A 12,494-nucleotide genomic window follows, 5' to 3' on the forward strand; every position below is an offset into this window, starting at 1 on the left:
CTCAGCCGGCCTTTTCCAACTCGCCACGCGCCTTGGCGGCCGCCACCTGGCGGATCGCATCAGCCAGCGTGTCCGCGTCCTGCGCGCCCATCACGGCATATTTGCCCTCGATCAGGAAGCACGGCACGCCTGTGATGCCCATGCGCGACGCGGTGGCGATTTCCGTGCGAACCGCTTCGACATCGGCATCGCTCGGCAACAGCGTTTCAACAACAGAGGCATCCATGCCGGCCTCCCGGGCGGCTTCGACCAGCACGGTGTGGTCGCCGATGTTGGCGCCTTCCTCGAAATTCAACTGGAACAGGCGGCGCACCAGCCGGTTCTGGACGTCCTCGCCGGCGGCCCCGGCCCAGCGGATCAGCCGATGCGCATCGAGCGTGTTCGGCGCCACCTTGATGGCATCGAAGGCAAAGGAAATGCCCTCGGCTTCGCCAAGCGGTTCGATGCGGGCGTGAATTTCGCGAATGCGCTCGTCGCTGCCGAACTTGGCCAGCATGTATTCCTGGCGGTCCTTGCCTTGCGGCGGAATGGTCGGATCGAGCTGGAACGGCCGCCAGCGTATGTGCACTTCGACATCACCGGCAGCCGCCACCGCCTTGTCCAGCCGCTTCTGACCGATGAAGCACCACGGGCAGACGACGTCCGACACCACATCGACGGTTATGGCGTTCGCTTCGCTCATCTCTATCTCCGGATCTTCAGTTCGGTTTGCGCCACCAGGTCGGCAGCTGATAACCGAATATGGGCGTCTTTCGCGGATGTTCCAGATAATTCCAGTAAGCAAGCCACTGTTGCGTGTTGTACTGCATCGGCACCAGGTAATTGCCAGAGATCAGCAGCCGGTCGAGCACGCGGACAGCAGCGACATAATCCTCCTTCGAACGGGCTCGTAGCATTGCGTCGATGGCCGCATCGATCGCCGGATCGGCGACGCCGGCGAGATTGAACGATCCTTCGGTCCTGGCCGCCGCGGACGACCAGCGCCCGATCTGCTCGATGCCAGGGGACAACGAGTTGTTGAAACCGCTGGAGCCGATCAACACCTCGAAATCGAAACGCTGCTTGCGCGACTGGATCTGGTCGCCGTCCAGGCTGCGTATGCTGACGTTGATGCCGATCTTCTCCAGTGTACGCTGATAGATGCCGGCCAGGCGCTCTTCGTCCTGCGATGCGGTCAGGATCTCGAAGCCGAAAGGTTTGCCGTCGGGATCGAGCATCGTGCCATTATTCACGTGGTAGCCGATGCTTTTCAGAAGATCGAAAGCGGTCTTCAGCACCTTGCGGTCCTGGCCAGAACCGTCCGTCACCGGCGGTTTCCAGGTGCCGTCCATGACGTCGGCCGGCACGCGGCCGGGGTAGGGGGCCAGAAGCGCCTTTTCCCTGTCGTCAGCCGGATGGCCGAGCGCTGAAAGCTCGGAATTCTGCCAATAGCTCATCGTGCGGGTGTACTTGCCGCCGAACAGATTCTTGTTGGCCCATTCGAAATCATAGAGCATGCCGAGTGCGCGCCGAACCACCGGGTTGGAAAACTTCGGCAGTCTCGTGTTGAACAGGAACCCGGTCACGACGGGCGGGATGCCGGTGTCGAAGGTTTCAGAGATCACGTCGCCCCTATGGAAGGCGGGAAAGTCGAGATCGCGCTCGCGTTTCACCGGGTCGCCGTCGTCGTCGATGGCGCAAAGCCCCTTCTTGAAGGCTTCGAGCTTGGCGTTGGCGTTGAGAAAATACTCGATGGTGATCTGGTCGTAATTGTCGAAACCGCGCTTGGCGGGAACGTCCTTGCCCCAGTAGTCGGGGTTGCGCTTGAAGACGATGCGTTGGCCGGGCGTCACCTGCGCGATCCTGTAGGGACCGCTGCCGATCAACGGCTTCAGTGTCGTCTTGTCGAAAGTGTCGATGTCGAAAGCGTGCTTGGGGATGATCGGCGTCAGCGCGATGATCAGGGGAAACTCACGATCGGCCTTGTCGTTGAAGGTGAAGCGCACGCTATGGTCGCCGGTCTTTTCGAGCTTGGCGATCCTGGCCATGCGGTCGCTGTAGGGTGGCCGACCTTTCTGCGTATAGGCATCGTAAGTGAACAGCACGTCTTCCGGCGTTACCGGCTGACCATCCGACCATTTGGCATTCGGGTTGAGGTGGAACTCGATGCTTCTGCGCTCGGCATCCATGTCGGCGGTGTCAGCCAGAAGTCCGTAGAGAGTAAAAGCCTCATCGGCACTGCGCTGCATCAGCGGCTCGAACACCAGATTGCCGAAGATCGTGTCCATCATGCCGCGCGCCGTCGTGCGCAGGCTTTTGAGGATGAAGGGGTTGAGATTGTCGAAGCTGCCGACGACGCAATAGGTGATGCTGCCACCCTTCGGCGCGTCGGGATTGACGTAGCTGAAATGGGTGTAGTCCGGCGGCAGGGCCGGTTCGCCCTGCATCGCAATCGCGTATTTCGGCTCCGACAACGCCGGTGGCGACGACAGGGTGAAAAACGATAGTGCGGTGACCAGCCAAACAAGAACGCGGCCCATGACCGTCTCCTTAACAGGTCGGCTTGATGATTCGGTCCGCACCCTAGCATGGGGCAACTGCGTGGCGGCCAATGGCGTCGTCAAGAATTACAAGTGAGCGGGCTGGATTCGACGCCGCTTGCAGTGTAACACGCCGTCCGAAGTCATTCTGTTGCCTCATTTTGGCAACAGGTAGCTGGACCACACGGCACGAAAAAGCCGGTCCCGGGATCATTGAGAGGAAGTGCACGACATGACGAGCCTGAACAGCAACGCGTACCGCCTGTCGGTCATGGCCGCAGGCGTGGTTGGCTTTCTCGGCGCAGGACTTCCCTCTGCTTCCGCCCAGCAGCAGCAGCAGATACCGCAGGGCTGGTTCAAGGCCTGCACCAAGCAGGAAGACGTCGACATCTGCAACGTCCAGAACATCGTCACCGCTGGCAATGGCCAGCTTGTCACCGGCGTCAGCCTGATCGAGCTCAAGGGCAAGGTGAACCGCAAGGTGTTCCAGGTGACGGTCCCGACCGGTCGCCTCGTGCCTCCCGGCATCGGCTTGCAGATCGACACCGGCAAGGCGCAGAAGCTCGACTATGTCATCTGCTTCCCGGATCGTTGCGTGGCGGAAGTGCCGCTGACCGACCAGCTCGTCGCCTCGTTCAAGAAGGGTCAGGGGATCACGCTGACCTCGATCAATTTCCAGAACCAGGCCAACCCGATTAAGATCGCGCTGCAGGGCTTCAGCGGCGCCTATGACGGCCCCCCGCTGCAGCAGTCGGACATCGAGGACCGGCAGAAGAAGCTCCAGGATTTCGTCGCCAAGAACAACCAGGACTTCGCCAAGAAGCTCAAGGAAGAGCAGGATAAGGCGAAGACCGCCAACTGATCCGGCGTCGACTCATCATCGTGTCAAAAAAAGCGGGGTCATGCCCCGCTTTTTTCATTTCTGGCTGTACCCGGCATGCCGGAAGTCAGTGCTTGGACTGCCGTTTCGGCGCGTAGCGCCCGTCCGGCTTCTTGTCGAACATTTCCTTGATCTGCGGATGGCGGACGGGTTCTCCCGACTGATCCTCGAGCAGATTCTGCTCGGACACATAGGCGATGTATTCGGTTTCCGAATTCTCGGCGAGCAGGTGGTAGAACGGCTGGTCCTTGCGCGGCCGTACGTCGGCGGGGATGGCTTCGTACCATTCGTCGGTGTTGGCGAATTGCGGATCGACGTCGAAAATGATGCCTCGGAACGGGAACAGCCGGTGACGAACCACCTGTCCGATCGCGAATTTGGCTGTTTTCATCGCACTCACCACTGAATTCCTTGACTTTATTTGGCGCAGACTCCGCATCAATTCAATCCCAAGCGTCTGAGCGCCTTCAAAATACGCGGAATGCGCAACAAAGGTTTTTGATGAACGTCGCGATACCGCTGCAAATTCCGCAGAATCGCTACCGCTGCCGCGTCGGCTTCCGAAGGCCACCTGCAAGCGCCGCAAAGCCGCTGCCGGGACGAAGCCCTTCGCGCATGAAGAAAGCGCGCAGAGGTGCAAAGCCGCCGAGCACGCCGAGGCCGGCGCCGCGCGCCATCTGTGCGGGCAACATGTCCGAAAGCAGCGATATGTTGAGCAGATTGACAGCGCTGCTGCGCGCCAGAATATCGGGCCGTCGCTTGAGATCGTATACGGCAAGGGCAGCAGCAGCCCCCGGATCCTCACGATTTTCCCGCGCGATTCCAACCAGATCGTCGATATCCCTGATACCCAGGTTGAGGCCTTGCGCGCCGATCGGCGGGAACACGTGCGCCGCTTCGCCGACAAGCGCCACCCGCTGCGCCGCGAAACGCAGAGGGGTCACCGTCGACAACGGATAGATCTGGCGGCCCGGCTCCACGGTTACCCGCCCTAGCATCGACTGCATCTGCCGTTCGACCCGCAGCGAGAGCGTTGCGTCGTCCAACGCGGCAAGCTCCTTGGCGGTCTCAGGTTTGACCACCCAGACAAGGCTGGAACGATTGCCCGGCAGCGGCACCTGCGTGAAAGGGCCGGTCTCGGTATGGAACTCCGTCGAGGTGAAGCCATGTTCGCGGCTGTGGCCGAAATTGAGGACGAGCGCCGCCTGAGGGTAGGCGCGCGCCGCCGTCGAGATGCCCGCGGCCTCGCGGGCCGGCGACAGGCGGCCATCGGCAGCGACCGCAAGCGACGCATCGATCTCGCTGCCGTCGACCAGCGCGGCATGAGCTTTGGCGGCGCCGAGATGCCAGGCCTTCACCATCGATCTGCGCCATTCGATCCCCGAATGCGCGGCCACCTTGCCGGCAAGCGCGGGTCCAAGGGCGCCGTTGGGAAGGTTCAGGCCGAACTGTTCCTCGTCGATTTCGCTGGCGCGGAAAATGACGACGGGACTGCGGATCAGCCTCCCGGTCGCATCGACAATACGCATCACCTTCAAGGGGGCGGCCTTGGGCTCGATGTCCTCGAGCACGCCCAGCCGTTCGAGCACTTTCAGGGCAGGCGTCATGAGCGCCGTGGTGCGACCGTCGGGAGCCGAAACCTCAGGCCCGGCAATCGTCACCGGAAAGCCGGCATCGGCGAAGGCAAGCGCGGCGATCAATCCCGCCGGCCCGGTGCCTGCGATCAGTATCCGCGCTGTTTCCTGATGCTCCAAGATCGGCTTCCGGCTTGCTGTGCGAGGCGGCCATCAGGCCTGCCCAGTCGAGAGACGCATATAGGGCAGATCATGCGGCTTGATCAACGCGGCGATTCGGCCCATTCGAGTGTCATGACCGGCCAACAGGACGATTTCAGCCACCTCGACCGCGCCGGCCGCGCCACGGCAAACGTCGCGCGCAAGCCGCGCTGGACGGTCAACGTCGTCGTCGGTGCAAGCATCGCACTGGCCTGGCTGCTGCTTGCCGCGATGGCGATTCGCGGCGCCGAGGCCCAGATCGGCGCGCCAGGCGACACTTTGTTGCGTAACTTGCCGCAACTGCCGTTACCGGCCGTGCTCGAACGGTTCTTCGTACTCTGCCTTTCACCTGCGCCGCTGGACGCTAGCATCGGCCCGCGTACCCTGGCGCTCATCCTCATGTGGTTTCTCATGGCGATCGGCGCGATGCTGCCATCCGCGGCGCCAATGATCCGCACCTATTGCGAGATCGCCGATACGGCGCGGATCAAGGGGGAGCCAGTCGTCCATCCGCTGGTGCTGGTTGCCGGCTACCTCAGCGTTTGGCTTGCCGCCTCGATGCTGTTTGCGGCAGTGACACTTGCCGTCCACGCATTCGCCGCCACGGGAGGGATATTCGATCCGCTGCTTGGCGCTGCCGGTGGGCTCGCCTTGCTGGTTGCCGGCCTCTACCAGTTCAGCGGCCTCAAGGAAGCCTGCCTGAAGAAATGCCGGAATCCGTTCTCGATCCTGTTTTCGAACTGGAGCACGAGCGCCACCCGGGTCTTCCGGCTCGGCGTCGCGCAAGGCATCTGGTGCCTCGGTTGCTGCTGGGCATTGATGCTGGTGATGTTCGCAGTCGGCGTGATGAACGTCTTCTGGATGGCGCTGATCGGCGTGTTCACCCTGATTGAAAAACAGACGACGGGCAGTCTTCCAACCCGGCTGGCTGGTGCGATACTGCTTGTCTGGGCAGCCGCGCTGCTAGTAGTCTCGCTATGAGTGGGGGAAATTCGATGGCAGATCAGAGCTGGGCAATGAAAGGAGAGCTCGTACTCTCCTGCAATTGCACGGTTTTTTGCCCTTGCGTGCTTTCGCTTGGCAGCCATCCTCCGACCGAGGGCTACTGCCAGACCTGGGCGGGTTTTCGTATCGACGCCGGCCATTTCGGCGAGGTCGACCTCTCCGGTCTCAATCTTGGGCTGATCATGGAAATCCCCGGTTACATGAGCCGTGGCAACTGGACCGCGGGCCTGTTCATCGACGTCAGGGCCTCTGTCTACGCGCTCAAGGCCTTGACCAAGATATTCACCGGCAAAGCCGGCGGAACGACGTCGCTGCTTTCGATCCTGGTCGGCAAATTCCTGGGCGTCGAACAGGTGCCGATCACCTACGAGACGCGCGACAAGACGCGTATTTTCCAGATACCCAGGATTATCGACGGGGCGGTCACGCCAATCGCGGGCAAGGACCGCGAGAAGGATACGGTGATCACGAATTCCGAATACTGGATCGCGCCGGAGATCATCGTGGCCAGGTCCGACAAGAGCAAGATGCGGGCCTTTGGCCGCAACTGGAATTTCGCCGGCCGCTCGGCCGAGATATGCAAGCTGGATTGGCGGGGCCCGTGAGGAAGAACACAAAGGCCCGCAAGATCGCCGAGAAGATCACGGAACGGATTCCGCGACCGAAGAAGAAGGTCACTTGGCCGCAGGCGCGCGCGTTTTCGGTGCATCTGCTGACCGCTTCCGGTTCGTTCCTGGCTTTCCTGTCGCTGGTGGCGGCGAGCGAGGAGCGCTGGACGGCCATGTTCTGGTGGCTGGGGCTGGCGCTGTTCGTCGACGGTATCGATGGGCCGATCGCCCGAAAGCTGGAGGTCAAGGAAATCCTGCCGACCTGGTCGGGCGAACTCCTCGACAACATTATCGACTATGTGACCTACGTGCTGATCCCGGCCTTCGCGCTCTATCAGCGCGGTTTCATGGGCGAAGGCCTGTCGTTCCTGTCGGCGGCGATCATCGTGGTCTCAAGCGCGATCTACTACGCCGACACCGGCATGAAGACGAAGGAGAATTTCTTCAAGGGATTCCCGGTGGTCTGGAACATGGTGGTGTTCACGCTGTTCGTCATCGAGCCGGGACAATGGGTTTCGTTCGCCGTGGTGGTGGTGGCCGGCATTCTGACTTTTGTGCCGATAAACTTCATCCATCCGGTGCGGGTGAAGCGGCTGCGGCCGATCAATCTCGGCATGACGCTGTTGTGGTGCGCCTTCGGCGCGCTTGCGCTTGCGCAGGCGGCGCTCGCCGCCTTCTACGACGAGATCGGCGTGCTGGGTGAGCAGGTCAGCACTTTTACCAAGATCGGTATTACCATCACGGGGCTCTACCTGGCCTGCATTGGCGGCATTATGCAGTTCTTTCCAAACCTCGGCGCCAAAAAGGCCTGATCAGCCGCTCTTCAAGGAATCCTGTCCATGTCCAAAGCCATCCGAATCCACGCCAATGGCGGCCCCGAAGTCCTGACTTACGAGGACACCGATCCCGGCCAGCCCGGTTCGGGGCAGATCCTGATCAGGCATACCGCGATCGGTCTCAACTTCATCGATGTCTATCATCGCTCGGGCCTCTATCCGCCGCCCGGCGGATTTCCGCTCATTCCCGGCAGCGAAGCCGCCGGCGTGGTGCTGGAAGTCGGCCAGGGCGTCGACTGGTTGAAGCCGGGCGACCGGATTGCCTACGCTGTGACGACGGGTGCTTATGCGCAAGAGCGCGTCATCGATGCCAGCAAGGTCGTCAAGGTGCCGGACGGCATCAGCGACGAACAGGCCGCCGCCATGATGCTGAAGGGCATGACCGCGGAATATCTCCTGCGCCGGACCTTCAAGGTCAAGGCAGGCGACACGATCCTGTTTCATGCCGCGGCTGGTGGCGTCGGGCTCATTCTAGGCCAATGGGCAAAACACCTCGGCGCAACGGTCATCGGCACCGCCAGCTCCGCCGACAAGATCGAACTGGCCAAGGCACACGGCTTCGACCATGTCATCAACTACAAGGAGCAGGATTTCGTGGCAGGCGTCGCCGCCATCACCGGCGGCAGGAAATGCGACGTCGTCTACGATTCCGTGGGTAACGACACATTCCCGGCCTCGCTCGACTGCCTGAAGCCGCTCGGCATGTTCGTCAGCTTCGGCCAGTCCTCGGGACCCATCCCGCCGTTCTCGATGTCGCTGCTGGCGCAGAAGGGCTCGCTGTTCGCCACCAGGCCAACTCTGTTCGTCTACAACGCAAAACGCGAGGACCTCGATGCCTCCGCCGCAGCACTGTTCGAGGTCGTGCTCAGTGGCGCCGTCGAGATCAAGATCAATCAGCGCTATGCGCTGAAGGACGCGGGCAAGGCGCATCAGGATCTTGAGGGACGCAGAACGACAGGCACGACCATCCTGGTTCCCTGACGATAGTCTGCCTTGGTTTTCAGCGTCCCGCCGCAGCCGCGGGCTTGGTTTGCACGAAAAGTCGGCCAGCCACATGCTTGTGCGAGGCAGGCTGATCTTTGCCCTTGAGTTTCCGCTGAAATTCTTGAAGCTCTTTCAAGTCGGGTGCTGCTTTCGCACGAGAGCCGGCCGCGCATACGATGCTTGCGGGAACACAGAACATGTCCGGTAATCCGGATGGGAGGCACTGTGAGTGCAAATCATGATGGAGCGAACCTGCTCGAGGTTCGTGGCCTGACCAAGATATTCGGCACGCTGACGGCGTGCGACCATATCGACCTCAACATCGCCAAAGGTGAGATCCACGCTTTGCTCGGCGAGAACGGCGCCGGCAAGTCGACGCTGGTCAAGATGCTGTTCGGCTCGCTCGAGCCCAATTCCGGCGAGATTTTCTGGAACGGCCAGGCGGTGCGGATCACCAGCCCGGGGGCTGCCAAGAAGCTCGGCATCGGTATGGTGTTCCAGCATTTTTCGCTGTTCGAGGCGTTGACGGCCGCCGAGAACATCGCGCTGTCGCTGGATGACGGCTCGCCGATCAGCAGCATCGCGGCCAAGGCGAGGGCGCTTTCCTACAGCTATGGCCTGCCGCTCGATCCGGAATCGCTGGTCGGCGACCTTTCGGTCGGCGAGCGCCAGCGCATCGAGATCATCCGTTGCCTGCTGCAGACGCCGCAACTCATCATCCTGGACGAGCCGACATCGGTGCTGACGCCGCAGGAAGCCGACAAGCTGTTCGAGACGCTGGAGCGGCTACGCGCGGAAGGCAAATCGATCCTCTACATTTCGCACCGGCTCGAAGAGGTCAAACGCATCTGCGACCGCGCCACCGTGCTGCGGCACGGCAAGGTGGTCGGCCACTGCAACCCGCGCGAGGAGACCGCCTCATCGCTCGCCCGCATGATGGTTGGCAGCGAGGTGCAGGCTGTGGTGCGGGCGCCGGTCGAGGGGATCGAGACCGCGCAGCCGCTGCTCGAAATCCGCGGCCTCGGCCGCAAGCCGGCAACGCCGTTTTCCATTCCTCTCAAGAACATCAGCCTCAATGTCTGCGCCGGCGAGGTGATCGGCATTGCCGGCGTCGCCGGCAATGGCCAGGGCGAGTTCTTCGAATCCGTCTCCGGCGAGGTTTTGCAGCAGGATGCCGCCTCGGTGCGCATCCGCGGCAAGGACGCCGGCGGCCTCACCATCACCGGGCGGCGCCTGCTGGGAGCGGCGTTCGTGCCGGAAGAGCGCCTTGGCCATGGAGCGGCACCGCGCATGAAACTCTCGGAAAACCTGCTGCTGTCGCGCCATGCCACCGACGGCAAGGCTTTTGTCGGCACCGGCGGCATGGTCAAGAGCGGCGCCGTCTACGCGGCATCGCAACGCATCATCGAAGCGATGGATGTGCGCAAGAGCGCGCCGGATCCCGAAGCGGCGGCACTTTCGGGCGGCAATCTGCAGAAATTCATCGTCGGCCGCGAGCTCGACCGCCGCCCAAGCGTGATGGTGGTGAACCAGCCGACATGGGGCGTCGACGCCGGAGCCGCGGCGCACATCCGCCAGGCCTTGATCGAGCTCTCTCGCAGCGGATCGGCCGTACTGGTGATCAGCCAGGATCTGGACGAGCTGTTCGAGATATCGGACGCGATCGCGGTCATGCACAATGGCGAGCTCTCGAAGCCGATGCCGATAGCCGAAGCGACTTTCGAGAAGGTCGGCTTGCTGATGGGCGGCGCCGAACCCGGCCACGCCGAACATACGCTGGAGACGGCATGATGCGCCTCGAACTCGTCAAACGCCCGCAGCGCTCGGCGCTGTTTTCGATGCTGTCGCCGTTCATCGCCTTCGCGCTGACCATCATTGCCGGCGCCATTATGTTCGCGCTGCTCGGCGTCAACCCGCTCAACGCGTTCCATATCTACTTCATCGAGCCGATCAGCCAGGTCTGGCAATTGCACGAGCTGGCGATCAAGGCAGCCCCCCTGATCCTGATCGCGGTCGGCCTGTCGGTCTGCTACAGGGCCAACATCTGGAACATCGGCGCCGAAGGCCAATTCATTTTCGGTGCGATCTTCGGCTCCATCATTCCGGTGCTGTTTCCGCAATTCGAAGGCCCGCTGGTGCTGCCGCTGATGCTTCTGCTCGGCATGGTCGGCGGTGCGGCCTACGCGGCGATCCCGGCCTTGCTGAAGACCCGGTTCTCCACCAACGAAATCCTCACCAGCCTGATGCTGGTCTATGTCGCGCAGCTGTTCCTCGACTGGCTGGTGCGCGGGCCGTGGCGCGATCCGCAGGGACACGGCTTTCCACAAACGATCCAGTTCGGCGACTCGGCGGTGCTGCCGGAACTGATGCCCGATGCCGGGCGCGCCAATTGGGGCTTCATCTTCGCGCTGGTTGCCGCGGTGCTGATCTGGATCCTGATGGGCCGCATGCTCAAGGGTTTCGAGGTCCGCGTGCTGGGCTCCAGCCCGAGAGCAGGGCGCTTCGCCGGCTTTGGCCTCAACCGCATGGTGTTCTTTGCCTTCCTGCTGTCGGGAGCACTGGCCGGCCTTGCCGGCATCTCGGAAGTCTCAGGCGCCATCGGGCAATTGCAGCCCGTGATTTCGCCCGGCTATGGCTTCACCGCTATCATCGTGGCCTTCCTCGGCCGCCTCAATCCGCTCGGCATCGTCGCCGCCGGCCTGGTGCTGGCGCTGACCTATCTCGGCGGCGAGGCGGTGCAAAGCGCGCTCGGCATTTCCGACAAGGTGGCGAGGGTGTTCCAGGGCATGTTGCTGTTCTTCGTGCTCGGCTGCGACACGCTCATTCATTACCGCATCCGATTGATCGGCCTGGCGCTGACCAAACAGGAAGTCCCCGCTAAGCTCGAGGCCGCGCCAAAGTTGAAGGAAGCCCGCTGATGGACATTACCGTCAACATCCTCCTGACCATCGCCACGGCGGCGACGCCGCTTTTGATCGCTGCGATCGGCGAGCTGGTGGTCGAGCGTTCCGGCGTGCTCAATCTCGGCGTCGAAGGCATGATGATCATGGGTGCCGTCGGCGGCTTCGGGGCCGGCTACCTGACCGGCTCGCCCTGGATCGGCCTCCTGGCGGCAGTCATCATGGGAGCGCTATTCTCGCTGCTGTTCGCCGTCATGACGCTGTCGCTGGCCACCAACCAGGTGGCGACCGGATTGTCACTGACGCTGCTCGGCCTCGGCCTCTCCGGCATGATCGGAACGCGCTTCGTCGGCCAGCCTGGCGTCCGGCTCCCCAACCTTGATATTCCCGGCCTCAGTTCGCTTCCGATCGTGGGCAGACTGCTGTTTGGCCAGGACCCTGTGTTCTATATTTCGATCGCGCTGACGGCCGCGGTGATGTGGTTCCTGTTCAAGACGCGTACCGGGCTGACGCTGCGCTCGATCGGCGACAGCCACACGTCAGCGCATGCGCTTGGCATCAAGGTCATCCGCTACCGCTACTTCGCGGTCATCTTCGGCGGCGCCTGCGCCGGTCTTGCCGGCGGGCATCTGTCGCTCGTCTATACGCCGCAGTGGGTCGAGAACATGTCCGCGGGCCGCGGCTGGATCGCGCTCGCACTGGTGGTGTTCGCATCCTGGCGTCCGTGGCGGGTGCTGGCTGGCGCCTACATCTTCGGCGCGGTGTGGATCGGCCAGCTTCATGCACAGGCTTTTGGCATTCCGGTGCCCTCGCAGATGCTTTCTTCTCTGCCCTATCTGGCAACCGTCGTGGTTCTCGTTCTAATCTCGCGCAACAAGCGTCTGACGATGATGAACACGCCGGCATCCCTGGGGCAGCCATTCGTTCCGGATCGTTGACAACAAGAACAAGACGGGAAGCTCCAAGGCTTAACTCAGAGAGGTAACA

The 12,494-nt window shown here is 62.3% G+C and carries 12 protein-coding genes; 8 read left to right on the forward strand and 4 right to left on the reverse strand.

The genetic code is table 11. From position 1 onward, the window contains the following. Nucleotide 1 precedes the first annotated feature (1 nt). Both EN850_RS20655 and EN850_RS20660 read right to left on the reverse strand, forming a co-directional pair. Nucleotides 2-682: a DsbA family protein gene (locus EN850_RS20655; protein ID WP_127278994.1), complete on the reverse strand. Its 681-nt coding sequence runs from the start codon at nucleotides 680-682 to the stop codon at nucleotides 2-4. Between the two features lie 16 nt (nucleotides 683-698). Further along, a complete protein-coding gene (locus EN850_RS20660) occupies nucleotides 699-2,519 on the reverse strand; it encodes an extracellular solute-binding protein (RefSeq protein ID WP_136092123.1) in 1,821 nt (606 codons plus the stop codon). 232 nt (nucleotides 2,520-2,751) lie between these two features. On the opposite strand from EN850_RS20660, the gene EN850_RS20665 reads away from it, so the two are divergent. After that, entirely contained in the window at nucleotides 2,752-3,381 is a 630-nt protein-coding gene (locus tag EN850_RS20665) for an invasion associated locus B family protein (protein ID WP_127278992.1), read from the forward strand. Nucleotides 3,382-3,466: 85 nt separating this feature from the next. Here the strand turns inward: EN850_RS20665 and hspQ are convergent, their stop codons facing one another. Together hspQ and EN850_RS20675 are read right to left on the reverse strand one after the other, a co-directional pair. Beyond that, a complete protein-coding gene (gene hspQ, locus EN850_RS20670; protein ID WP_167531432.1) occupies nucleotides 3,467-3,790 on the reverse strand; it encodes a heat shock protein HspQ in 324 nt (107 codons plus the stop codon). Between the two features lie 148 nt (nucleotides 3,791-3,938). Further along, on the reverse strand, nucleotides 3,939-5,153 hold the full coding sequence (locus EN850_RS20675; protein ID WP_136092124.1) for a UbiH/UbiF family hydroxylase: 1,215 nt from the start codon (nucleotides 5,151-5,153) through the stop codon (nucleotides 3,939-3,941). A 72-nt stretch (nucleotides 5,154-5,225) separates the two neighbouring features. On the opposite strand from EN850_RS20675, the gene EN850_RS20680 reads away from it, so the two are divergent. From EN850_RS20680 to EN850_RS20710, 7 genes are all read left to right on the forward strand, one after another. Next, nucleotides 5,226-6,155: a DUF2182 domain-containing protein gene (locus tag EN850_RS20680; RefSeq protein ID WP_136092125.1), complete on the forward strand. Its 930-nt coding sequence runs from the start codon at nucleotides 5,226-5,228 to the stop codon at nucleotides 6,153-6,155. 14 nt (nucleotides 6,156-6,169) lie between these two features. After that, on the forward strand, nucleotides 6,170-6,784 hold the full coding sequence (locus EN850_RS20685) for a DUF1326 domain-containing protein (RefSeq protein ID WP_136092126.1): 615 nt from the start codon (nucleotides 6,170-6,172) through the stop codon (nucleotides 6,782-6,784). Then, entirely contained in the window at nucleotides 6,757-7,599 is an 843-nt protein-coding gene (gene pcsA, locus EN850_RS20690; protein WP_127872428.1) for a phosphatidylcholine synthase, read from the forward strand. Before EN850_RS20685 ends, pcsA begins: the two co-directional genes overlap by 28 nt. A gap of 27 nt (nucleotides 7,600-7,626) precedes the next feature. Further along, complete coding sequence (locus EN850_RS20695) at nucleotides 7,627-8,604, forward strand: quinone oxidoreductase (protein ID WP_136092127.1); 978 nt, start codon at nucleotides 7,627-7,629, stop codon at nucleotides 8,602-8,604. 216 nt (nucleotides 8,605-8,820) lie between these two features. Further along, nucleotides 8,821-10,398 (forward strand): ABC transporter ATP-binding protein, encoded by a 1,578-nt coding sequence (locus EN850_RS20700; RefSeq protein ID WP_189591178.1) that lies wholly within the window; start codon nucleotides 8,821-8,823, stop codon nucleotides 10,396-10,398. Continuing rightward, nucleotides 10,395-11,525 (forward strand): ABC transporter permease, encoded by a 1,131-nt coding sequence (locus EN850_RS20705; protein WP_136092129.1) that lies wholly within the window; start codon nucleotides 10,395-10,397, stop codon nucleotides 11,523-11,525. The genes EN850_RS20700 and EN850_RS20705 overlap by 4 nt, the downstream gene beginning before the upstream one ends. Further along, complete coding sequence (locus EN850_RS20710; protein ID WP_136092130.1) at nucleotides 11,525-12,445, forward strand: ABC transporter permease; 921 nt, start codon at nucleotides 11,525-11,527, stop codon at nucleotides 12,443-12,445. The genes EN850_RS20705 and EN850_RS20710 overlap by 1 nt, the downstream gene beginning before the upstream one ends. The last annotated feature ends 49 nt before the right edge of the window (nucleotides 12,446-12,494 follow it).

The organism is Mesorhizobium sp. M8A.F.Ca.ET.207.01.1.1 (assembly GCF_004794715.1).
Lineage (GTDB): Bacteria > Pseudomonadota > Alphaproteobacteria > Rhizobiales > Rhizobiaceae > Mesorhizobium.